Origin of the sequence: Synechococcus sp. UW179A, from assembly GCF_900473965.1 — a bacterium.
GTDB lineage: Bacteria > Cyanobacteriota > Cyanobacteriia > PCC-6307 > Cyanobiaceae > Synechococcus_C.
The window spans coordinates 357,130-380,547 of sequence record NZ_UCNJ01000012.1; the positions used below are offsets into that span (position 1 = coordinate 357,130).

The following is a 23,418-nucleotide window of genomic DNA, read 5'->3' on the forward strand; positions in this document are numbered from 1 at the left end:
ACGAAAGGAAAAAGGAAGTCCTGGGCATAAGACCCATTAGGCATCTAAGACGATTGCAACCATCAGGCTTATGCGGTTCGTGATTTCGACTTTTGATCACCACTAAAAACAGCCGCAGTCTGTTGTTGCCTATTCACTTGAAGACTGAAAATATCCGGGCGGTTGTAGTGACCAGCTATATCGAGGCTTCGTCGAGAACTTCGCACTTCAGCCAGATCAATATCAGCATAAAGGATACCAACTTCTGAATCCAAGGGGCCAGCAATCATGGTTCCACCCGGAGCGATGATCGAGCTTTTGCCGGAATTGATCTGCTCATCATCAGTAAAGATTTGCTTGCGGCCTGGAAAAGCGGCAGGAACGTCAGAACCACGCATGGAGGTGCAGCAATTAATCACATAGCAACGACCTTCGCGCGCAATGTGTTGCATGCTTGCTTGCCAGCCATCACTGCTATCCCATGTCGGTGCAACATAAATTTCAACGCCTTGAGAGTACAGAGCCATGCGAGCGAGCGGCATGTAGTTCTCCCAGCAAATGAGTGCACCAACACGTCCCACAGGTGTGTCATTGACACGCAGGCCTTGCCCATCCCCAAACCCCCAAACCATTCTTTCAGGGTTGGTAGGCATTAACTTACGATGAACATTTGCATACGCACCATGACAATCGATATGCACGTAAGAATTAAAAAGTGTTGTGCGACTCTGGGAATTGTCGATCTCATTGATACCGATCAGGATGTCAACTTGATGATGCTTTGCAAGGGATCTCAGCGGATTTAAGTGTTGCCCATCGAGATTGACTGCATTCTCAAGCATCAATGCATGAATCTCAGAAGACAGTCCCATATCCCCACCAGGTCTTAGGCGCCATATGTAGGTTGGATAACCGGGGATAAAAGCCTCAGGCAAAACAATCAGTTTTGCACCCGCTTGTGCAGCGGCATCGATTAGAGAAACCGCCTTCTCAATTGTTTCAGCACGATTGCCAAGTACAGGCGGGTATTGAATCAGCGCAACTTTTGAGAGCATTAGATGGCTTTAATTCAATACCTGTAAATTGGAGCCTGACTAAGCATTGCTCATGAAGCCGTTCTTAACGACCGGTGAGAGTTTCTTTATCTTCTGCTGAGATACAGCTGAGTCCTGCCGCCTTCAACTTGTCGCAGAGGCGCTTGATAAGAAGACCAATGGTCGAGGAACCTTTGTTGAGTTCGAAATCAAAAACTGTTTCTGGCAGGCCCAAGCCAAGAGACCAGACAACGCACTGCACAGAACGTGGATGGAGATATTCAACTATGTCTGGCCACAGCCTCATACGCGGGTCCTTCACGATCGCTTCGAGGAACTCTCCGGACTTTGCCGTTGAGCCATGAGGCCAGCTCAGGATCTGGATTGCTGGACGGGGCAGGTGATCCACTGCGGCGGCGGTGCCCGTGACCCGAGCATTCACAACCTGTTCCAGATAGCTGATGTGGATTCAGGTGTGATCCGCTGGGTGAACGCTGATCTGGTGACGCACATCCTTCCGAGGGAACCAGGGCAATGACAAAGCCCCGCACTTGGCGGGGTTTTTGCTCTCCTTTACCCTTCGCGGCACAGTCTTCCGAGTAAGCTAAGCCCAGTCAGGCAGGTGGTTCTGAGCCATTCACCAGTTGCTCACCAGAACTTCGCGGGGTCTACACCAGAGCTGCGTAGTGGGGTTCACCAGAAGGGCTGTGATCTTGAAGGAGTCGAGGGGGCAACACCCCCAACACAACTCACACACTTATCAGCTTTAAAACAATGACTACTTCAATCTTCAATGCTCCCTTGCAAATCAAGGAAGCTATTCCAACCTCCACCCAGCCAGAGCTTGAACCGCTCTTCGATCAAGAGTTGGAAGCTGCTGCTGGGGGAATGTACCTCGGCAATCTGGATCGCGTCCTGGCACCACTCGATCGCTGTCTCTCACCTCTGGGAAGATGTTTGTAAAAACTGAACGCAGGCCTCTCAACAAGTGAGACCAATTACGCCCCGCCAAGTGCGGGGTTGTTTATTGCCTACTGCCGACCGCTGCTATGACTGCTGAACAGACCTAGTACCCATGTCAGACGAGCAACTCAAGGCATTCCTTGAAAAGGTCAAAGCAGACACCAGTCTTCAGGAGAGACTGAAGATGGAAGGTGCTGACCCTGCTGCGATTGCGAAAAATGCTGGGTTTAGGACCTCTGCCGACGAATTGAAAGGAGAGATTTCAGAAGAAGAGCTAAATGAGAGCAACAATTGGAATGACATTTTGAGAAAATATTATTATATTGCTTGTCAATAGCTTAACTTCCTGCTCGTATTAAGAGCCTGAATTCCATGCGGATGCAGGGGATTTTGAATGCATCAATTAATCCCATGAGAACAAAAAAATACCATCCAATGTCTAGTACGATTATGCGTATTAATTATCAGCCAAAGACGCTGCTGCATATCGTTGCTATGATTATAGATCACGCTTGATACTAATGTCCCTAGAGCAACTCAAAGCCTTCCTTGAAAAAGTCAAAGGCGATAGCTCCTTACAGGAGAAGCTGAAAGGCGCAGCTGACCCTGATGCTGTTATTACGATTGCCAAAATAGAAGGTTTTAGTATCTCTGCTGATGACTTGAAGAGCGCTCAATCAGAGGTTTCTGATGCAGAGCTGGAAGGTACGGCTGGCGGTCTACGTACTCCTCTCTCGGCGCACTGTTGCGTAGGGTGAGCTGAACTCGGGGATGTGATGGCTGCTACATATACATATCATCAAAGCCCTAGGAACGGTAAAGAACGTAAGGACAACCGAGCCTTACACTAAACCCCCTGCATTGACAGGGGCTTTTTATTTCTTCAATAGTCTGGCTAACCCCACAAATCAGCATCCAATACCTGGCACGATTGAGCACATTAAGTATTAACTAAAGACGCTGCAGCGGAACGTTGCTATAACCGTTAAAGACTCCTGAAACCTATGTCAGAAGAGCAACTCAAAGCCTTCTTAGAAAAGGTTAAATCCGATACCAGCCTTCAGGAGAAACTCAAAGTCGCTGTGGATGCTGAAGCTGTTACTGCCATTGCAAAAGAGGCTGGGTTTATGATTTCAGCTGATGATTTGAAGAAGGTTCAAGATGAGGTTACAGAAGAGGAGCTGGAAGGCGCAGCTGGTGGATTCACGAATTTTACACCCATGACGCCAGGCATGGGGGCACAAGGAACCATTGCCAGGCCTATAGTAGCGAAACCAGTTGACACATCAGTCCTCAGCCCCTGCAATGGCTGATTTCTTAAATAGTCTGACAGTAATCCCATCAATCAGCCTTCAATACTTGGCACGATTGAGCGCTGTAAGTATTAGCCAAAGACACTTCATGACATTATTGCTATAACCGTTAAAGACTCCCGATATCCATGTCAGAAGAGCAACTCAAAGCCTTTATAGAAAAGGTCAAAGCTGACACCAGCCTTCAGGAGAAACTCAAAGCCGCAGCTGATTCAGACGCAGTTCTTGCGATTGCGAAAGAAGCAGGTTTTAGTATTTCTGCTGACGACCTGACTAAGGCTCAATCAGAGATTTCTGAAGAGGGGCTGGAAGGCGCGGCTGGTGGGGTGCCTTGTCCTGTGTCGGCTTATACCCTACACGGCGGTGGTTGTGCGGCTTGAAGTGACTCATATCCTAAAGGTGTAGTGCTAGTTTAATCAAAGCCCCAGCAACCTAGGAGTTTTTTATTGCTTCAATCACTCCAAAAAGACCATCAATCAGCCTCCAATGCCTGGCACGATTGAGCGCAGTAAGTATTAGCCAAAGACGCTGCAGCAGACTGTTGCTATGACTGCTGAAAAGACCTGCTACTCATGTCAGAAGAGCAACTCAAAGCCTTTCTCGCCAAAGTGAAAGGTGATTCCAATCTTCAAGACAAGTTAAAAGCAGCTAAGTCACCTGAAGATGTTGTGAGCATCGCTAAAGAACACGGCTTCGAATTCACTGCTGATAAGATTACTGATCTCAGTGAAGAGGAACTAGAAGGCGTGGCTGGAGGGTGTGGGGGAGGTGCAAGCCATTGTTGGAATCAAACTGAACATTGTATAAATACTGGCTGATTTCTGGAGGTATTTGAATAGTCTGATTTCCCCTCGGCTTCAAAACTTACACACTCAAAGCCTCTGCATTGCCAGGAGCTTCTTATTTCTTCAATGGTCTGAATAATCCCATAAATAAGCCTTCATTACTCGGCACGATTGAGCGAAGTTGAGCTGAGATAGTCTGGGCTTAATCAGTAATCAATCCTCCTTTTAAATCGTAATTCAAACTACAGCTGAGCCTAAAAGAAGCAGAGTTACTAAATAACAGCATTTTTATCGCTAAGCAACATGGCTATGAATTCACAATCAAATTAATCAAACACCTCAATGAAGCTGATTAAGATTATTGAGTAGAGCAATGATCTGCCTCCACGAATCAACGAACTGAAAAAAACAAATCGCGTGCACTTTATACTATCAATCATTTACGTCTATAGTAGCTATGCATCATTGAAGTGTTAATAGCACACCACTTGCAAACCATACTCGTCTACGATGCACAATTAGACAATTCCATAAGCAAGCATTGCATCAGCAACTTTGGTAAAACCAGCAATATTTGCTCCTGTAATATAATCAGTATAATTTTCGGACTTACGACTATGCTGAACACACTTAGAATGAATTTCCATCATAATTGACTTTAAGCGCTGATCAACTTCTTCTCGACTCCAAGACAAACGCAATGCATTCTGACTCTGCTCAAGGCCAGAGACTGCCACACCACCAGCATTTGCAGCCTTAGCAGGAGCAAGGATGACCTTCGCATGGCGAAATTCATGAATACCTTCAAGGGTGGTTGGCATGTTCGCACCCTCAATCACAGCCTTAACTCCATTCCTGATGAGTTCCTGTGAATCTGTCTGGCTTATCTCGTTTTGTGTGGCACAAGGAAAGGCAATATCACAGGGAACACTCCATGGTCTCTTTCCTGCGTAAAAATCAACACCATCGTATTGATTAGCAAATTCGTGGATTCGACCACGACGGAATGTTTTTAGCTCTTTTACATAATCAAGCATTTCTAGATTAATACCATTTGGGATATGTACAAAACCTTCCGAATCGGAAAGTGTAACAACTTTAGCTCCTAACTCTATTGCCTTTTCGACTGCGTAGAGTGCCACATTGCCAGAACCAGAGACTAAACATTTTTTGTCAACTAGAGAGTCACCTATATAGTTCAGTATATTTTCACAGAAATAAGCACAACCATAACCTGTCGCTTCAGTACGAACAAGACTTCCACCGAACGACAGCCCCTTACCAGTCAGGATTCCACTAAATCGATTCTCAAGACGCTTATACTGTCCAAACATATAACTGATTTCACGAGAACCGACACCAATATCACCAGCGGGCACATCTGTATCCTCACCAATATGCCTATGCAGTTCAATCATCAGAGATTGACAGAAACGCATTATTTCCCGGTCACTTTTTCCCTTCGGATTAAAGTTAGAGCCACCTTTTCCTCCACCCATCGGCAGACCCGTAAGACTATTCTTGAAGGTTTGTTCAAAACCTAAAAATTTCAAGACACTTAATGAGACATTTGGGTGAAATCGCATTCCACCTTTATAAGGGCCGATTGAATTATTAAACTGCACACGCCACGCACGATTAGTACGTACATTGCCAGCGTCATCTTCCCAGCAGACTCGAAAAATAACGACGCGATCAGGTTCAGTCATCCGCTCTAGAATCTGTGCATCCTTGTATACACTATTGCAATGAATGAACGGTATTAGGGTTTCTACAACTTCATGGACAGCTTGATGAAATTCCGGCTCTCCAGGATTTCTTTTGACCAAACCCTTCATGAATTGATCTATCTCGTTGCTAGCAGCATCAGACATCAGCGATGGTTTCTTAACACAATAGTCAGTATGACGGAATTACTTGTAGCTGAAGTGACTTTGAATACAATCGTTTACCCAGATCAACTTATGAATATGACCAAAGAATTTAAGAAAACATGGCAGCAAGATGATGAAAGAATGATCCTTTTTTTGTTGATACTTTTGAATGCTAATGACAGTCATTCCTATCTTGGTTCTCAGCCTTAGACAGATACCCCTATATCTTCAAAATCTAATCATTGTATAGTCGTAACAGGTCTACATTTCAATCCTATTATTGCAATCTTTATGTGAATATTTTCCAATAAGTTACTTCGTGGCAGTCATCCTGGAGTAAGTGTATGTCTGATGGACAAAACAAGGTCGAAGTCGATGCAGACAAGAAACCTAAAATCAAAGGCTTTAATTCTGAAGACTATTGGTGGGATGAAAGCTAAAGTTCTCAACTTAATAAATCCGGTATAAATAAATTTTGTTTTTCTAATAACTCTGTTTTTAGGTATTGCTGCTTAGATTTGAAATAGATATTACTCTTGGAAAAATATAATTTTGCATTTTATAGTAATTAATACAGACAATTCTGCTGGTTTGAGCAATTCATAGTGTTCTTTAAAAAATCTCCAACACTAATGCAGCATGGTTAACTTTGGCCGATTTGAATACGAAGACGTAGCAGATTCATCCACGAGCTCTGAAAGCGATTCATCGTGAGGAATGTCTAATCGCTATCGATCACTCTCCCAAAACAATTCATCTCAATTGGTCAGAGTAAGGCAATCCCCATTTGGCTGTATTGGAGTCCTTCTTCTAGTGTCTTCGCGAAGAGGAATTCCACAGATTCCAGTGATCTCAGCAATTCACCAGAAGTTCACCAGGATCTTTCTGGTTCTCAACCACAACTTTAGAGAGGATTTCACCAGGTCGGCAGAGATCCTGAAGAAGTCGTTGGGGCACAACTCCCCAAATATTTTGTCTTCACACCATGATCACCTCATTACTCACTTCCGTTTTCATGACGGCTAACTTTCTGAAATCAAGCCCAGATCCTATGGTCGAAGATCTCATCGCTGAAAAATTATATTATGCAGAGGGTCGTCAACATCCAGGTCATCCCCTTCATGGATCACATAGGGGGCTGTGGACAGGCTCGGAACGTTGATCTGGTTATGGCAGCTGTGGTGAAGAGACCAGCCTGAATGGACCTATTCGCCATAGTTTCCAAATCATTGACTTAAAACAGGTGTGAATGCTGCCGTTACCAATAGGAGTATTGCTTTGGATGTCCAGAACCATCTTGAATGTTTTAAAGCAATGCACAATCTATATCTCAATCTTCTCTCCTTTGCATTACTCTTGGAATAAATAGAACGTCTACTACTCAGTTTCAATGACTTCATTTGAATATTATCAAAAACAGCTAATCACCCCAATGCGGTGACAAATAAATTGATCTCATACCGATGTCCAAAGAACAACTGAAATCATTCTTAGAACAAGTAAAGGAAGACACAATGCGGGAAAGATTAAAGCTGCAAAAACTACGTGAATTTCTTGATATTGCCAAGGAATACAACTATCAACTTACTGCTGATGTTCTCAAGGATTGAAGTCCCGAAGAACCTGAGACACTATACGGTGGCTGAGATTGTCTATAGAGAAAGTGCAATTGTTGCGCGAATACTGGCATTCCAACAGCTCAAGGGCCAGGAGTGAGTGGACCGATCAATGGCTCAGCCTTTTGAATTGATTATTTTTATTTTTTTCAAGAACAACATCGTTTCTACTGATGATTTTCACACTATTCCCATTGGATAAATCAATCTTCAACTACAGTCGAATCAGACGATGTATTCCCTTATTGTAATAATAATGGTGATCCCGACATGATTGAATTTATCCATATACTTCTTAAACTTGATTTAGATGTGTATTCTGTGGTCACCGGATTAAACGCATTGATTTGAAAAGCAGCTTTTCTGCTCTTGAACTTTCTGTGCACGCTTCTAACACACCCGCAATCGTTCAACAGATTATGTTGCATTCTTATCGTTCTAATAGAACCGAAATTGATGACTACAACCGCTAGGAAACACAGTAATCGAATTCATCATCGCATAGACCGAAATCAGATCAAGTTTTCAGACCGTAGAACATAAAGACACTTACATCAATCAGACTGCATTGATCAAAAGTAGCTAGTGATTTAAAACAAGCTAAATTGTCTTTTGAAGCCTCTTGTTATTAACGCTGCCTTCGCCGCACTTCGGATTTTATTTCCAATCATTGGAATCGGTTATTTAACCATCGAATCTCGCGAGGTGTTTGTTGTTAGGCAATTATCAAATTTAACTTTGTTTGTTGCATTCTTTATGATTGCCAACCTTCAAATGGTTACCAGTAGAGCTCTTTTACGTACAACACAACGAAGGGCGGGCATCAAAGCAGCTCAACTTGCTGGAATTATGTTCATTGCAACTCTTTTTGCTGCTGTGGATGCAGCACTTGATGCATTCTTTAGCCAATATAACGTATCCGCGAATTGGCCAATTGGGTTTTCGCTGTTCTTTCTAGGCTGGTTGTGCAATTCAACTGCCGTGGTATTCGCTGTTGTTTCAATGCATCGATTCATTGGTATATTGAATAATTTTATTCAATCTTCTGTTACAGAGTTAGAGGTAATCTCTAGCAATACATAATAGAAACGTCTACTTGGATCAGCCTAGATCTCAAGGTTCCATCTCATTCTCAAGTGAACGACAATTAAATGTCTTACCAGATATCAGCCAAAAGCTATCTCTGGTTGAGTCCACGCTCAGGTACATACAGCCTAAAACTTTGAGGAGCTGTTTCGAGACTCTGTTCACAACTCTCGCCGTTAAGTGCATTGAGACTATTTCGCAGCAAAATCGATGTCTTTTGCTTCAATCCGTTATTTCTTCTGTAGTGTTGACTGATTCAAGATACTGGACTTTTGGTCTAGGCAAATGATGGATAATTTTTTAAAAACCATCGCCGTGTTTTGTGCTGTATCGGTGGCACTGTTGACCGGATCTCTTTATGTACGCGGCATCAGAGAAGACATCAAAGATCAGCAACAGCTGAATCAACGCCTTCATGAACTCTGTGATAAGGCACGAAAGTCTGACTTGACAGATGCTCGTCGCACTCAATTTCTTAACAGAAACTGCGAACATCAATCATAATGAAACACTCTTAATCCCTTGACAATATTGATTGGAATAAACTGAATACGATTCATTACTGGGCTGTTATGTCCTTCTATTGATGACTTTTTCCATGATTGATGTCAGCTTAGATTGTATTTGAGTATTGTCTTACCAGTAATTACTGCAGTCGGACGTTCAATCACAATTACTTAATTGCAATCAATTCACTTAGATGCTAGTGTCTACAACATAGTTTTACTTGACCCCGAAGGAACAATTCTCTTAAGCATTACTATGTTTTATTCGGTCTATCAAGTGATGACTTGAAGCGTCGGTTTATTAAACCAGCTCTGCATACTTGAAAAGTTTACTTTTCTTGCATAGACTATTGTTAATACAGGAATTAAAGATGAAAGCAGTACCAGACACACTCTGCATTGACATTGGCGGAACAGGAGTGAAGCTGATTGTTGTTGATTCAAAGGGTACTCCGCTTTGCGATCGAAAACGTTGTGAAACCCCTCATCCTGGAACACCAGATGCGATCATTGAGGTGATCGAACAATTGACCTCAGAAGTCCCTGGATTTGATCGTGTGGCTGTTGGTTTTCCAGGGGTTGTACGGAATGGAATTATTGAAACAGCCGCCAACTTGGACGTGAATTGGCCAGGTACCAATTTGGCTGTTTTGTTGGAGCATCAATTGAGCAAACCGACTCGTGTGGCTAATGATGCTGATGTTCAGGGATATGGATGTGTTTCAGGAGAGGGTGTTGAAATGGTGTTGACCCTTGGTACCGGGATGGGTTCAGCCCTTTTTGTGGATGGAAGCCTTGTACCCAACCTCGAACTTGCGCATCACCTTTTTAAAAAGAGTAAAACTTACGAGGATTATGTTGGCAGAATGGCTCTTGAATCCACTGGTAAAGACAAATGGATTAAGCGTGTCGAGAGAGTAATCTCAACGACAAAACATATATGGAACTGGGATCTGCTGCACTTGGGAGGTGGCAACAGCAAGCTTCTTAAAGAAGTTGAACTCTCCAATGAGGTGATCCTGCACTCAAACAAAGCAGGCGTCTTGGGAGGCTATTTTTTATGGGAGAATTATCAATCAAGCTGACAATTAAAAATCATCCTATATTCTTATTATTTGCTTCTCTATTTCAACGGCTATCAGCTCCCTGCTTATAGTAATTAAAGTTTAGATTCATCGATTCGATAACTTGAATTGATGATGAAATAGATTCAATAAGTCTGGATTTTCTGATGGTCGGCTAAGTGAACTCAATTCACTCTCGCAGCATGTTGAGATCATTCGATTGTTCTGAGCAATTGCTTTTGGGTCTCTACCCGACAATTCAAGCAAAAAAGCATAACGGTTTTAACAAAACGCAATTCTTTGTTGACCTGTTTTTTACATCTAGAAATCCTGTCTGCAACTGCAGTTCTGCCTCGCTTCGTCGCCCCTACTTTTTATTTTAAAGAGCCGCAGAGGAATCAACGCTGAAGTGTGGCATCAGAACCAGATCCATGGCTATGCCTAATGAAACGGGCTCGGTTATGCGCTGGCTGTTGTTTTTTTCCGGGCTGATGATGTCAGGAATGTGGGTTGACCTCAAAGCAGAACAACGACTCCCTGATCTCCAGGCTGGGCAGTCGATTTTAGACGTTGACCAGACGCTCACTTCAACAGGTTGGAATCCTGCGCCTGAGGGACAGGTGCGCAACTTTGAGCAGCAATTGGCGGGCAACCAACTTTCCTCACTGGCGTCCTGCTCAGGGACTGGTGTCGGTTACTGCCGGTATGACTATCAACGGAGTAACAAAAGGCTTGTGGTCGTGACTGTGCCAGCCAGTCAGCCCGATGAAGCTGGACGTGTCGCCCGTTGGTGGATGGAATCCGTGACTCTCAACCCAACACGTTGATCAATCTCAGGGTTCCCCACAGGTCAAAGACACAGAAAATCAGACCAATCACAATCAGGTCCCAGGCGCGATGACGCAGTGCCCATGGAGCAAGAAAAACTTCGGCAACGCCATGCAGAGCTGTACCCAGAGCAATGTGCTCAAGCACCAACAGCCCGTGGGCCAGCAGGAAAAGACCGCTCGCAAAGAAGCGCATTAGCACCGTCCAGGAGACCGACACTCTGTTCTTCAAACGGCAAGTCAGCCTATCGGGTTTGCCTACATGCTCCTTAGCAAACTGTTGAGCCTTGTTAAGGACGATGTCGTGTCGATCGCAATCAGTCGTTTCAGCGATCCCTCCAGGACCCGAGCAAGGTCCCAATGAACTGCCATTTTTGCGGGGGCTTCGTATCAGGGGTCACACCCACGACCAGCCAAAGGAGAAAACAACTCATCAACAAGCACTGGTAGAGACTCTCAATAGTGCGTACTATTGAGAAATACCGCATACGGTTTGCATGTCGCCTGCAACCTCTTCTGCTGAAGCGACCGGAACTCTTAAGAAGGGGCTTCATCAAGATGGGCGTCGGATGACGCCGCAGAGGCGATTGGTTCTCGACCTGTTTGAAGAGATCGGCAGTGGAAGCCATCTCAGTGCAGAAGAGGTCCACCGTCAGCTTGTCGACAATCAGTCAAAGGTCTCTCTCGCCACCATCTATCGCACCCTGCGTTTGTTGGTGGAGATGGATTTTCTCCAGGAGCTGGAACTCCGAGACGGTGGCAGTCGTTTTGAGCTGGCGGATGCCGAACACATTCACCACCATCACCTTGTCTGCGTGAGGTGTGGACGAACGGAGGAATTTGAAAATGAGCCGGTTCTTCAGGCTGGTCGTGATGCCTGTAAGCAATTCGATTTTGAACTGATCGACTCCAGCCTGAACGTGCGGGGAATCTGCCGAGAGTGTCGCTAATCGGGTTTTTATTCGTGATGGCCCGTTGAATGCTCGGCACAAGCCATCCAGTGACTACCCATCTGATGAACCCCCTCGCAGCCGATCAATCTGGCCTGTTTTTCGGCTTCAGCCTTTGTGGGATAGGCCATGAAGCGAGGATCATCCCCAGACTCGGCGGCCGCATTGCTGCCATGTTGGCTGTGGTTATGGCTGCTGTGGTTATGGCTGCTGCGACCACCGATTTGCACCAAGCCCATGCTCATCGGTCCAACCGTCCAGACCCCCATGGTGTTGGCACCAATCGCCAGCAAACCCATCCCCACAATTGAGAGATTGATCACTCCCATGGCGACAACACCGATGGAAACAACTCCCATCGGAACGATACCAATACAAATTACGCCCATTGGGACGATCCCGATGGAGACCGTTCCTAGAGGAGCGATTCCAACAGCCAAACGTTTGGGCTTACTGCCGCAGTGAGCGGGTGCAGAATCTGGTGAGGAGGATTTAGTCATCACTGCATGGTGACGGTTGCTGCGACTTTCCTCCAGCCTCGCCAGGCTGAGAGTAATGAATCAATTCACTCAAGAGCGATCACAGGAGTTGCTTGTGATCCGTCCACAGGACGTGACGGAAGGGATGTCAGCCGTTCTGGCCGTTCGTAGTCAGAAAACGGTGGTCCTTGATCTCAGTGCCATGGACAACGCCCAGGCACAACGCACCGCCGATTTCGTTTCAGGTGGTGTCAGAGCCGTCGACGGAGAAGAACATCGCCTTGGCGATCACGTTTTCCTATTCACGCCAGCCGGGGTTCAGGTGACGCTCAACTGAGAGAACCCCCACAGCTAGATCCATTGCCAGCTGTGCACCCGAAACAATGATCTGCGACTGCGATCGGTTGATCCATCAGCCCATCGGCTGCGCTAAGTAGATCAGTGAGATGTTGTGGTCCAACGTTGGATGCAAGATCCAACTGTTGGTTGAAATCGCAGTCGTAGAGGGCTCCAGTCCAACTCACACTGATCAGGCTTCGGCACATCACCGCATGGATATTTTCCGGTCGATGGGCTTCTCGCAAAATCTGCTGATACGGCTCGAGCTGACCTTGATGCTGCAAATCGCGTGCGAAGCGCTGGATCGGCATGTTGGTGATCGTGAGCAGGTGGGAAAACGAAATTCCGTGGCTTGCTGACAATGCCTGCCGGTATTGAGCTTCAAGGGGCTGCTGCGCGGGCGGTAGACAAGGACCTGATGGATTGAAGACCAGATCCAGCTGCAACGGCGATCCTGGTTGGGCATACCCCAGCTGATTCAACTGTTTCAGACCCGCAATGCTGCGCTCGTAGACGCCCTGGCCTCGTTGCAGATCCACCCTCTCTTGCTCGTAACAGGGCAGAGATGCAACCACCCTCACTCCCATGGTCGCTAAGAATTCAGCAAGATCCTCGTATCCGGGTTCGCTGAGGATCGTAAGGTTGCAGCGATCAATCACCTCAACGCCAAGAGTCCTGGCCGCTGAAACAAGCTCACGAAACTGAGGGTGCAGTTCCGGCGCACCGCCGGTGAGATCTAAACAGTGAAGATCTAGCCGGGCGAGCACCTCAGGGATCAGATCAATCAGCTCCCCGGCCATCATTTCCCTCCTCCAGGGGCCTGCGTTCACATGACAGTGACTGCAGCTCTGATTGCAGCGATAGCCGAGATTGACCTGCAGAGTGGTCAATTTCCCTCGGCGAACGGGAGGGAACCTCAGCGTTTCTGGAAAGGTTGATGTCAACGTCGGAAAGCGATCTGAGCCATGACCTGCTGGGATTCTGGCGAAATACCCACAGAGTTAAGACTCCGACTTTTCAACCAAAGCAACCGTCAGGTCATCACCTTGTGTCTGCAGATAGGCGTAGCCCGAGCCATCTGAGCGCAGTATCGCTGCGTAGGCGTAGGTCACACCCCGATCATCCTGTTGACGAATCCGACCGATGCAGTTGTCGTGCTGAGTGAATTGGCCCTGATAACCAGCCACCTCACCAGCGCCGTCGTAGGAGGAGACCGCGAGACCAACCATCTGCCATCCGGTCCAGCTCTCACGCTGAATCACGGCATTGGGCTTCCATGACGAAGCAGCAAAACTGCTACCTCTTTGTTGGCTCAGGAAGCTGCCGTTCATGCTCTCTGGTTCACAGCGAAGATCAGGCTGCGCCATCCATTGTTCCCTTACAACGTCGCCAATTCGATTGCTGAGTCCGAAGCGAGGCAGCCCCTGTGCAGTGAGCAAAACCTTGCTTCCGTAACCTTGTTGATCTCTGATCACAGTCAATCGACAGTGGCTATCTGACTCCCAGCGACCTTCGTATTTCGTTTCGCGATAGCTGCGACCAACCCGCAGAAAACGGGTGCCGCTGACGGAACCGTTGGGCAACCACGTTTCCAGTTGAAGGCTGCCCATTGGTTGGTTACCACGCAGACCCTGACTCACGATCAGATATTGCCCTGTAACCGGAACTGCGCAGGAGATGGATGCCTGGACAGGCTGCGCTTGAACGAATGCATTTGCAAGAGCTGATGCCAGCAGCGTTGGCAACGACAACAGTGTTTGCATTGCAGAAGATCTGATCAACCAAGTCTGCAGAAACAAGCTCACCAATGCATTAATGAATAACCGCAAGGTGATATCAGAAGAAGTGAACAGGCCATGGAGACCGAACGCTTTGATTTGATTTGTTCAGATTTAGGCCGACTCAGTGCTTTGAGATAGCCATAGCTTCCGACAAACCGGTGAACCAGTTCACATAGGCCTCTGGACCACCAGGAATACAAACATCAAATTTAAGAGGGTCCTCTGGGTCACTGATCCCGGCTTGAGAGCCATCAGCCAGAGAAGGGCGGTCCACTTCTCCCGCACTGCTGTCGACGAGCACAACCCGGTTGGGACGTCCAAAGCTACATCCCAGTTCCTGAAGAAGAGTGAGAAAGCCTCGGTCGCTGCCTCCTCGCAACCAGCCATCTCCCGAAGGGTTGATTGTTGAAGTAACGGTGTCACCAACGCCCACCAGGTGTGGCATCTGATCACGGGGTATCCGTTGTTTACACAGGGCAAGCAGCGACGCATGGTCGTGGGGTGCATTTCGAACGTTGAACTCTTCACCGAGAGGTGCGGTGCCTGTGCGCGCTTGGATATGGCGATTGATCAAGACCAGTAACCCGGCTTCCTTGATAGCTCCCCGCAACATGAACTGGATATCGGTGCTGCCGACATTTCCCTGCTCGGCTGGCTTGAGCCGTTCATGGCCAAGGGAGTCGCGCCCGAGGTTGGGAGCGACGTGCAGAAAGAAAGAGTCCTGAAGCCCTTCGGCCACAGCCATTGCCATCAGTTGCTGCATGAGCGACTCCAGCATTGACTGCAATCGCCGCTGATGCTCAACATCATCAGGGGTTCGACTGAACAGGTGGTTGAGATTGATGGTTGGTGAGAGCTGAGTGTCTAGAACCGCCAGCTCCAACTCAACGGCAAGCTGCTCATCGCTCAATTCCGGCATCAAGGCAGGAAGCATGGAACTCATCAGAGCCCTCATTCGCTCCGGGACGGAAGCCAGGAAGCTGATTTCAGACTCACTGACTCCAGGATGCGTGACATTGCCGAATTCATCCTGGAGCTGCACTCCACCAGCAGCAAGACCGGGTAAATAGAGCCCTTGGCTTCGCGCTATTGCACTGTCACCGAGTGCCGTTTCAACCAGACGGTTCACACCACGACGACCTTCGTGCTCACCATTCGTGAGAACAGCGAAGCTGCCTCGTAATCGGGCTGCAGCGTGGACGTAGTCCGGAGAAATAGTCCTGGTTAGGGGATCCTTCACCAGTGGAATGCAGACCCCATCAAGGTCCTGAACGATCAACAGGTCAGGACTGTCAACGAGTTCTCGATGCAATGAAGCAAGATCCATCCGAACCAGGGTTGCCGCAGTCTTGGTTCACACCCTCCCATGCATTGACTGAATCGCCAATCAGCACGGACCAAGACATTGATCACAGTTCAGGCATACCCCATGACAAACCTGTAAGCCGGACGTCGGCTTGTGGACTCGATCACCGCCTGAACGACGGGATAAGGGCTGAGATCGATCTCAGGAAAAAACAGCGGCAGGTAACTGAGGTAAGCGTGGACAGCGCAGTCCGCTGCTCCCCAACAATCACCAACGAGAGGACGTTCAGGATCCAATTGCTGATTGAGCGTCTCCATGAGTCGTGGGAATTCACGCTCGCGATTGGAGGGAACGAACAGAGCAATGGAAAGCGTTGAGTTGGCAAACAACACCCACTGGCTGGTCAGGGCTCGCTGTGCAGGCGTGATGATCTCGCCGCTATAATTCTCGGCCAGATGCAGCAGGATTGCTCCGCTTTCAAACAACTTCAGGGGAGATCCATCCTCAAGCAGCACGTCGCTGTCGATCAGCGCGGGCAACTTTCCAAATGGGTTGATGCCAAGAAAATCTGGCTGGTGATGCTGCTTCGACTGAAGGTCCAGTTCCACCAGCTCGTAGTCGATCGCTTTCTCTTCCATGAACCAGCGGGGCATGCTGGCTCGTGTTCTTGGACCACCAAAGAGCTTTAAAGCCATGGATCACTTCAACAAAATTCAATGCTGGCAATGAACAGTTGAAGATTCAAGGTTCATTAGGTCACAACATCAGTTTTTACTGTCCTGTAAAACCCAACGCTGTGATTGATCATTCGGATTGTGCGATCAGACAGTTGAAGTGGCCAGCTAGCATTAGAAGCAGAACCATAATCAAAAGACATCGTACAAATGCCATTCGATTTGAGTTCTTCAGAATTGTTCGGCTTCGCAGCGGCAACGCTTTCAACGATCGCATTCTTGCCACAAGTCATCAAAACCTGGAAAACCCAATCAGCGAAAGACGTTTCTTATGCTCTTTTACTGACTTTCAGCACTGGCTGTCTGTGTTGGGTGATCTATGGATATCAGGTTGAGGCCAAACCGGTGATGATCGCAAATGCGTTCACATTAACGTTAAACCTAGCAATTCTGGCGATGAAATTTAGCTTCGAAAAGGAAGTAAAAACAACTTTTCAAGGAAATCAATAGTGGCTTTTAAGAATTTGAAGAATATCCTGTAGTTGATCAATTTGAATGGAGTCTCGTTTTTGCTCGTCGAGCAAGATCATTTCAAACCCATCCCAGTTTTTAATCAGATCAACTTCAACAAATTCATTGTTCAACATCATTCTAATATTGACCCCCCAGTCTGCAGAGTCCACCAACAGACCTTCTAATAAACCAATATCTGAATTTCCGAGCAGAGTACGAATCTCATTTTCCATCTCAGCACTGTTCATCAAACCAAGTTTAAATTGCAATCATAGGTGTGTCAGCACCAACATGGTATACCTTAAGGGCAAGTCATTCGTTACATGTGCAGGAAAAACTGTATCAATGACATCTGATTCCCTAACAGAATTAGATACGACGCGAAGAATGAGCAACTCTGCTGAAACTATGACAATAAAAAATCCCCTGATTGAAGCCAAGGAAAGCTGAAGGGATCGAAACCAATCACTAGCCAATCAGCAAGTGGTCAGTGGTCAATGAACTCTTGTTAATGAACCAACAATACAAATGAAAAATGAGATGAGGAAAGCAAAAACAAACCGAAATTAATTATGGTCTAGAGATATTGGGTAAGGATAGACATTAGCCAGCTCATATGACATCAACTCTTGGTTAAAAAAAATTATGAGCACTGATCAAAAAAAATTTTTCGGACGTGAGTCGACACAAGCATAAATCAAATTAAATTATAATTTGTGGATTTTCGAGATAGGTAAGGATTGGATGAGAAGCAAAACATTTACAATCTAATTTTAGGTGCTTGAAATCAGATTCAACAATATCAATAAAAACCCTCAATACAATTGGAGAGACAAACTTTCCGATACATGAATACTCCCCAAATCCAAACGTAAGGGTACGATGGTTGCTTGCACTCATCAGAGAATTAACAACCTGGATAGAAATCATAACAGTATCGCCTGATTTAACTGTAAAATCATCAAAATCAAGATCTGAGGTAGAAACTCTGGCAATAAACCTAAAATACGGGAAATATGTAAGGATATAATCAGCCTTTCGACCAGAGTCCAGGGATGCAAAATGTGGATATAATTGCTGATTAGATCTGAGATACAAATAAACCTCAAAAAGGCTGGTGATCGTATCACTACCCGAAAAGAATATGAAAAAAAGGGATTCTATACTTTGCTTGGCAGTTTCTACGTCTATGTTTGGATCATCATCTAGACATACCTTGTAGAGCTCATCCACAAGGTCAATAGAAATTTGCGTGAAATCAAAGGGGAATGTCTTGAAAGCGGCAGCAAATTGCGGAGTAAGCTTTGAAAATATACCTTCAACAGGATCACTCAAATGAAGTATTTTAGAGTTAATCTTCATAGTTAGATCACTAAGATTATTAGACAGTGATTCGCCTGTTTTCAATAGTCGGAGTGAATCTTGAATATATTGACTTGCAATGTCACCACAATAAAGATGAGATTGCTTTAAATAGTTTTTCCCTATAAATCCTCGAAATTTACGATGGATCTCGACAGACGAAAAAACAGGAAAATTCTTAATAAAACTGGCAATTTCTGGAGGTATATCAAATAGTATATCACCAATGTTTGGTAATAATAAAGTTGAGCTAAGCATCTGTTCAGCAAGCTGGCGTGAGAAAATATAATGTGTATTATTTTGGGGCAGCGATATTGAATAAGTAGGAGATCCCTTTGCAAAAGAGCTGACAAATTCAAAATTTAACGGTACAAACGATGGATCTTGATGAAGTCTTTGAATAAAATCAATTTGATTCATTGAACTAATCACTGGGACTCAGACAAAATTCTCCGACTGCAGGCATTTTGAGTGGATCTTCTCCAATAATTTGACTAAACCGGAATGAGTCACTATTGCCCATTGGGCACCCATATAAATTGAGCAAAGAAGCTACTTGTGACATAAAACCTAAAATCACTCCAGTATTCTTGAGGGTAACGTGGTATGCCATTCGCTCATATTTCCAGGACAACCTCTCGAGTCTTGAGACTAATATTATAAAAACGGCAGGAAGTGATTCTTTTCCAGAAGAGTGATATGCTTCAGAAATCGTCGATTTAAGATCAGAATGACTAACAGAAAGTAAAGATAATTGGTGGTGGAAAGGTGAATAATGATAGATACCTGAATCGAGTCCTGAAACGCGATTGACAACAATAAAAGGCTCTAATTCGTGAACACCACCACCATTTGGATAAAATCTTAAACATGAATCATAGCTATTAGGATATTCATCTGAACGCAAAAATATTCTTGTAGTGTAAAAGACAGTGCCTAAAAATCTCGAAAGATCATCGAATGATAAAAAACGATTGATATCGAGACTCTTTCGCGAACGTCGTGATGAGATTGTTGATGTAAAACTAATAGCAGGTAGAGAGGATAAGACTAGTTGATTGAGTGAAATAGGATCCGCTTTTGATTTATTTGATTTATAGAAGAGATGAGGAGGATCAACATCATAGGGGAAGGTTGCTCCAATTGGCTGTGTGTGGTCGAAACCCTTGCGTGAATGAGCTATATGTAATTGATCGACAATATCAATAGGGATATGCCGAGATGCTTGATCATTTGAGACTTGAGATGATGTATTAGCCTGTTGGGGGATCTCATCACAAATAGATCTCATCAAATTGATGAACGAGTTATCGGAGTTCAATAATTTTTCGACAGTTGGAATGAGTTTAATTTTAGAAGTAAGTATCCAAGCAGAACTAGGTGCCATATATATTGCCGTAGTACTATCTGTTCGGATAATGTACTCATGATTATCATAAAAAAGAGAGACCTTCTTTGTTTTAAGAGAAATACGGCAAGAACGCTTTAACTCAAAAACAATGCCCTTACATTCTGTAAATATTTTTACCCTTCCGAATCCACATGAAAAGGCAAACAGTGGAAGGAGATCATTAATATGCTCTTCGAAAGAATCTGTCGAAATTGGTTGGCTGATAAGAGCAATGATCCGATCGTCTATGATTTGTGAAGGAACAATGGTATCAATAACACCAGAGCGAAGTCTGATTACATTGTCAATGTTGATAAAGTCAGGAAACTGAATAAAAAATTTCATAAGAACATTGGAATTGGATTGAAGTCAGTCTCCTTATTTTGATGCTGAAGATACCCCATACGAACCGGAACTTCGAACAATCGATCACAACCATATCTAGCCCAGAAATGTGATAATTGTGGAACTATTGTTTTTGTACATGAAATATTGATATTAGGTTTAGTGTAGTTATAGGCATAAAAATCGAAATTATGATTCATACAGAGCTGTTTTATCTGATCAAGCAGTTCACGAGATGTTGATGGCCCTTCACCTTCAAAATAATTAGAGGGGAGATCTCCATAGCATGAGGGCACCAGATAGGGTTGATTCTCAAAATTGGCGGAAGACCACCATTGAAGGGATTGTGGATCATCATATAGATAATTTGAGTCAGTGTCATCTTTAATATCTGAAACAGCTGGAAAAAACTGGTTGATTTCGCCTAGAGCACGTTGCGCTGCAATTACAGGATCAAAATGAGCACCAAATGCCATCAATATATCCTTCTTATTTTTATCAGTTCTAAAACATATAGCAGCGATCACAGGAATGTGGATATCAGTTGTTAAATCTAGAAAATATAATTCTCTATTCATTGTCTTGTAAAAAGAGTGAAGATCATCAATATATTTTGTATGAAACTTTGAAGGATGAATTCCAGGACACCGAAGCATATTATTCCACCAAATTCCAACTGCATCACGCTCTATAAGTTCTAAAAAACCTTGAATGATTGAGTCCTGACAGTTGGCACCAACGGATATACCATTCGAACAACCAATGGAATAAAAATTGGCTTCATAATCAGAATCATAGCCAAAAAAAAGATAACCAGAGGGAAGGAGTATTTCTCTATCATTAATTAAATCGTAGCCTTTTGACCACTCAAGTTGAGTGTTCTCATTGGTTGGGAAAGGAATATTAGCAAACCGATAATTCTGATCATTCCATAATTCACGTTGTTGATATTGTAAATCTGAAAATTTTAAGCATGCTTGTAATGATACGGAAGGCATTCTAAGATCAGACTGGGAGCTAAAAATAACAGTCTGTTCCTTATTATGTAATGGAGAAAATCGCTCAATCGCCTCAGCAATGGCTCCAGCCTTTGCTTGTGCATCGCTTTCACCTTTGCCTTGGGAATTAGTACGTAATCCTGCTTTTAAATCACTGATTGAATTCAGATGAACAGCCCAATTATGCCCTGAATTATAAACATGATACATATCAGACTCACTTTGCTTTACTTTCGTTAGGAATTTAACGACACCTGTTAACGGACTTACTAAGTGCTCAGCGTTATCGATGAACATATTAGCGGATAGGCTACGGAGACCAGATTGAGAATTTTGTAGATGAACTTCAACGTTTAAATCTGCTTTAAGATTCTGAATTGGGTCGAAATCAAATTGACAATTATAGTTTTGGCATGAGAGATGTCTACGCAGTACATGATATTGTTGCCTATCAATGCCAAGATAATCAATATATTCAACGAATGGTAATTTTGGCATTGTTGAATCTAATAAATGAAGTCGTTTTAATAGATTTGCATAAATCATCACAGCAAAAGATTCTGCATTCCACCAATTTCGTAGAAATAAACTGGTGTTTGATAATTTCGAACTTCTTACAGTATTTTGATAAAGTCGTATTTCATCTGTTTCTTCTAATGTATTGAACAAACAATTTGAGCAAGGGCTAGATCCGTTATTAAATAGTTGGGAGATGATAATACCTGTCTTTGTTGAAATAATTATTTGGAATAGATCGCGATCTATGCAACTTTTCGCAATCTCTTGGTATATGTACTCTTTATCGGCAATTGTAGGCTTGTCATTAATAAGAAAAGTCCTAACGTTTAGGCCCTGTAAATGCTTTGAAGTACAACAACTATACAAATTTGCTAATTTATTATCATCGGATTGATAAGATTGCTTGGTAAGATCTTCTACTGTTAGGCAACAAGAATTATCATCAAATATAAGATCGCTTAGATTTAATCCGAGTCTCACGTGAAACAGATATTGATTCTGAATTTGCTCATTCTCGAAATCAACAATAAAATAGTTTTTACTAATCCATTCTGCACATTTGAAGATTAAGATGGATAAATCCTGATTTATTTTGTCTGATAATCTATGAATCTCTATAGAGTTTATAGACTCTAGTTGCTTATATATATCAATAAATAATTTGTCGTAGACAACATTCGATGAGTCCAATGTAGATACAACGATAGACTCGTCGTCGAACAAATAGTCATTAAAAGGACTTAAGCGGATCCTGCGTGTAGGCCTTAATAATCTTACTACCAAGAGTAGACTAATATTCTAATATAATGGTAGCCATAGGTTGATAAATGTGCATATATATTGCGAGTTTTAACTTATGCCGGCTTGCACCTCCATGGCAGATGCAAATCATCAGAATGTTGATAATCAACAATTGTTCTTTTGCCATTAAATTGTATGGTGGCAACTTAGCTCAATACTTTGTGCTCTGTTAAAAAATAAAGTATAACTTGCAACGATTTTAATTATCAACCTTAGCAAAGATCATGCAAAGTGTAAAAAATCATCAAGCCTTTGTAAAGGCTTTAATAAAGATGAAAACAGTAGATCATTATTGTCAATTTTACCTATGAATACTAGACAATCTCAGCCCAATTAAACAATACTAACCATTATACTAGCAAATCACCTGGAACGCAGACAATCAATAACGTCTGAAATAGCTATTACTTATTATGCGCTATATATCAAGAATAACTAATCTCACTCAAAAATTATTCCGTCAAATCAGGGCAATATCCTCACCAGATCCAATTATGTTCTTAACCATTCTTTTTGGGCTTCGCGCAGTAGCTTCCAGCTGAACCTGAGGTGCTTGCTGAACCTGCTGGACAGCCCATCGTTCCAGCGGTTCCTGCACAGGCAGCTGACGAACTCCCTTCTGATAAGGAGGATAATTGCTCTTCACTCAAAACGTCACTGGTCGGTTTTTGAGGAAGAGGAAGATGTAGCGTGTTGCTGTAATCTGTTTCATAAGCCACAAACTTAAATCCTTCTGTATCAAAACCATTTTCTTCCAAGACACCACTTAAATCAGATTTCAGGCGTTCTCTCAATTCTGGGTTTGACCAAGACTCTTCCACAAGCCTTTCATAGATGTGCATGAATTGTTTAGCACGATTTTCGTCGTAAGAGAGTTTGAAATGTCCTTGAGCAGCTCCAAAAGTCATAATAAA

At 44.0% G+C, this 23,418-nt stretch carries 26 protein-coding genes and 1 pseudogene; 14 read left to right on the top strand and 13 right to left on the bottom strand.

Features of this window, described 5'->3' with window-relative positions:
- Positions 1-68: 68 nt before the first annotated feature.
- A complete protein-coding gene (locus DXY31_RS06370) occupies positions 69-1,034 on the bottom strand; it encodes a carbon-nitrogen hydrolase family protein (protein ID WP_114992924.1) in 966 nt (321 codons plus the stop codon).
- A 367-nt stretch (positions 1,035-1,401) separates the two neighbouring features.
- On the opposite strand from DXY31_RS06370, the pseudogene DXY31_RS06375 reads away from it, so the two are divergent.
- From DXY31_RS06375 to DXY31_RS06405, 7 genes and pseudogenes are all read left to right on the top strand, one after another.
- A pseudogene (locus DXY31_RS06375) lies at positions 1,402-1,551 on the top strand (DUF3104 domain-containing protein); the annotation flags it as partial.
- A 236-nt stretch (positions 1,552-1,787) separates the two neighbouring features.
- Positions 1,788-1,976, top strand: coding sequence for a hypothetical protein (locus DXY31_RS06380; protein ID WP_114992926.1), 189 nt, complete (start codon positions 1,788-1,790; stop codon positions 1,974-1,976).
- Between the two features lie 112 nt (positions 1,977-2,088).
- A complete protein-coding gene (locus DXY31_RS06385; RefSeq protein ID WP_114992927.1) occupies positions 2,089-2,313 on the top strand; it encodes a Nif11-like leader peptide family RiPP precursor in 225 nt (74 codons plus the stop codon).
- Positions 2,314-2,497: 184 nt separating this feature from the next.
- Positions 2,498-2,734, top strand: a complete 237-nt coding sequence (locus DXY31_RS06390; RefSeq protein WP_114992928.1) for a Nif11-like leader peptide family natural product precursor — start codon at positions 2,498-2,500, stop codon at positions 2,732-2,734.
- Between the two features lie 246 nt (positions 2,735-2,980).
- On the top strand, positions 2,981-3,289 hold the full coding sequence (locus tag DXY31_RS06395; RefSeq protein ID WP_114992929.1) for a Nif11-like leader peptide family natural product precursor: 309 nt from the start codon (positions 2,981-2,983) through the stop codon (positions 3,287-3,289).
- 128 nt (positions 3,290-3,417) lie between these two features.
- Positions 3,418-3,669 carry a Nif11-like leader peptide family natural product precursor gene (locus DXY31_RS06400; protein WP_114992930.1) on the top strand — a complete coding sequence of 84 codons (252 nt, stop codon included), beginning with the start codon at positions 3,418-3,420 and terminating at the stop codon, positions 3,667-3,669.
- Between the two features lie 192 nt (positions 3,670-3,861).
- On the top strand, positions 3,862-4,107 hold the full coding sequence (locus tag DXY31_RS06405; protein ID WP_114992931.1) for a Nif11-like leader peptide family natural product precursor: 246 nt from the start codon (positions 3,862-3,864) through the stop codon (positions 4,105-4,107).
- Between the two features lie 485 nt (positions 4,108-4,592).
- Here the strand turns inward: DXY31_RS06405 and gdhA are convergent, their stop codons facing one another.
- Entirely contained in the window at positions 4,593-5,948 is a 1,356-nt protein-coding gene (gdhA, locus tag DXY31_RS06410) for an NADP-specific glutamate dehydrogenase (protein ID WP_114992932.1), read from the bottom strand.
- A 1,463-nt stretch (positions 5,949-7,411) separates the two neighbouring features.
- Here gdhA and DXY31_RS06420 point away from each other — a divergent pair.
- The 4 genes from DXY31_RS06420 (at position 7,412) to DXY31_RS06440 (ending at position 11,047) form a co-directional block, all read left to right on the top strand.
- A complete protein-coding gene (locus DXY31_RS06420) occupies positions 7,412-7,558 on the top strand; it encodes a Nif11-like leader peptide family natural product precursor (protein WP_114992934.1) in 147 nt (48 codons plus the stop codon).
- Between the two features lie 618 nt (positions 7,559-8,176).
- Positions 8,177-8,647, top strand: coding sequence for a hypothetical protein (locus tag DXY31_RS06425; RefSeq protein ID WP_114992935.1), 471 nt, complete (start codon positions 8,177-8,179; stop codon positions 8,645-8,647).
- Between the two features lie 829 nt (positions 8,648-9,476).
- Positions 9,477-10,241, top strand: a complete 765-nt coding sequence (locus DXY31_RS06435) for an ROK family protein (protein ID WP_244279589.1) — start codon at positions 9,477-9,479, stop codon at positions 10,239-10,241.
- A gap of 410 nt (positions 10,242-10,651) precedes the next feature.
- On the top strand, positions 10,652-11,047 hold the full coding sequence (locus DXY31_RS06440) for a hypothetical protein (RefSeq protein ID WP_244279590.1): 396 nt from the start codon (positions 10,652-10,654) through the stop codon (positions 11,045-11,047).
- Here the strand turns inward: DXY31_RS06440 and DXY31_RS06445 are convergent.
- On the bottom strand, positions 11,031-11,243 hold the full coding sequence (locus DXY31_RS06445) for a hypothetical protein (RefSeq protein ID WP_066906241.1): 213 nt from the start codon (positions 11,241-11,243) through the stop codon (positions 11,031-11,033). The two genes, DXY31_RS06440 and DXY31_RS06445, sit on opposite strands and share 17 nt — an antisense overlap.
- A 301-nt stretch (positions 11,244-11,544) precedes the next feature.
- On the opposite strand from DXY31_RS06445, the gene DXY31_RS06450 reads away from it, so the two are divergent.
- Positions 11,545-11,997 carry a Fur family transcriptional regulator gene (locus DXY31_RS06450; RefSeq protein WP_114992939.1) on the top strand — a complete coding sequence of 151 codons (453 nt, stop codon included), beginning with the start codon at positions 11,545-11,547 and terminating at the stop codon, positions 11,995-11,997.
- A gap of 8 nt (positions 11,998-12,005) precedes the next feature.
- Here the strand turns inward: DXY31_RS06450 and DXY31_RS06455 are convergent, their stop codons facing one another.
- Positions 12,006-12,497, bottom strand: a complete 492-nt coding sequence (locus DXY31_RS06455; RefSeq protein WP_114992940.1) for a hypothetical protein — start codon at positions 12,495-12,497, stop codon at positions 12,006-12,008.
- 55 nt (positions 12,498-12,552) lie between these two features.
- Here DXY31_RS06455 and DXY31_RS06460 point away from each other — a divergent pair, with 55 nt between their 5' ends.
- Positions 12,553-12,813: a cell division protein SepF gene (locus DXY31_RS06460; protein WP_114992941.1), complete on the top strand. Its 261-nt coding sequence runs from the start codon at positions 12,553-12,555 to the stop codon at positions 12,811-12,813.
- On the opposite strand, the gene arsS is transcribed toward DXY31_RS06460, so the two are convergent.
- The 4 genes from arsS to DXY31_RS06480 form a co-directional block, all read right to left on the bottom strand.
- Entirely contained in the window at positions 12,806-13,759 is a 954-nt protein-coding gene (arsS, locus tag DXY31_RS06465; RefSeq protein WP_114992942.1) for an arsenosugar biosynthesis radical SAM (seleno)protein ArsS, read from the bottom strand. The genes DXY31_RS06460 and arsS overlap by 8 nt on opposite strands.
- 57 nt (positions 13,760-13,816) lie before the next feature.
- Entirely contained in the window at positions 13,817-14,560 is a 744-nt protein-coding gene (locus DXY31_RS06470; RefSeq protein WP_114993118.1) for a hypothetical protein, read from the bottom strand.
- 157 nt (positions 14,561-14,717) lie between these two features.
- Positions 14,718-15,923 (bottom strand): glucosylglycerol 3-phosphatase, encoded by a 1,206-nt coding sequence (gene stpA / locus DXY31_RS06475; RefSeq protein WP_114992943.1) that lies wholly within the window; start codon positions 15,921-15,923, stop codon positions 14,718-14,720.
- A gap of 89 nt (positions 15,924-16,012) precedes the next feature.
- Positions 16,013-16,597, bottom strand: coding sequence for a glutathione S-transferase family protein (locus tag DXY31_RS06480; protein ID WP_114992944.1), 585 nt, complete (start codon positions 16,595-16,597; stop codon positions 16,013-16,015).
- A gap of 189 nt (positions 16,598-16,786) precedes the next feature.
- On the opposite strand from DXY31_RS06480, the gene DXY31_RS06485 reads away from it, so the two are divergent.
- Positions 16,787-17,086: a SemiSWEET family sugar transporter gene (locus DXY31_RS06485; protein ID WP_114992945.1), complete on the top strand. Its 300-nt coding sequence runs from the start codon at positions 16,787-16,789 to the stop codon at positions 17,084-17,086.
- On the opposite strand, the gene DXY31_RS06490 is transcribed toward DXY31_RS06485, so the two are convergent.
- From DXY31_RS06490 to DXY31_RS06510, 5 genes are all read right to left on the bottom strand, one after another.
- Positions 17,080-17,337, bottom strand: coding sequence for a hypothetical protein (locus tag DXY31_RS06490; RefSeq protein ID WP_137024916.1), 258 nt, complete (start codon positions 17,335-17,337; stop codon positions 17,080-17,082). The genes DXY31_RS06485 and DXY31_RS06490 overlap by 7 nt on opposite strands.
- 454 nt (positions 17,338-17,791) lie before the next feature.
- A complete protein-coding gene (locus DXY31_RS06495; protein ID WP_137024917.1) occupies positions 17,792-18,871 on the bottom strand; it encodes a cytochrome P450 in 1,080 nt (359 codons plus the stop codon).
- Positions 18,872-18,875: 4 nt separating this feature from the next.
- The gene (locus tag DXY31_RS06500; protein ID WP_114992948.1) at positions 18,876-20,186 is read right to left on the bottom strand and encodes a SagB family peptide dehydrogenase; all 1,311 of its coding nucleotides are present in this window, start codon (positions 20,184-20,186) and stop codon (positions 18,876-18,878) included.
- Positions 20,183-22,393, bottom strand: a complete 2,211-nt coding sequence (locus DXY31_RS06505) for a YcaO-like family protein (RefSeq protein WP_170953582.1) — start codon at positions 22,391-22,393, stop codon at positions 20,183-20,185. Before DXY31_RS06505 ends, DXY31_RS06500 begins: the two co-directional genes overlap by 4 nt.
- 611 nt (positions 22,394-23,004) lie before the next feature.
- Positions 23,005-23,412 carry a thiocillin family RiPP gene (locus DXY31_RS06510; RefSeq protein ID WP_114992950.1) on the bottom strand — a complete coding sequence of 136 codons (408 nt, stop codon included), beginning with the start codon at positions 23,410-23,412 and terminating at the stop codon, positions 23,005-23,007.
- Positions 23,413-23,418: the final 6 nt, after the last annotated feature.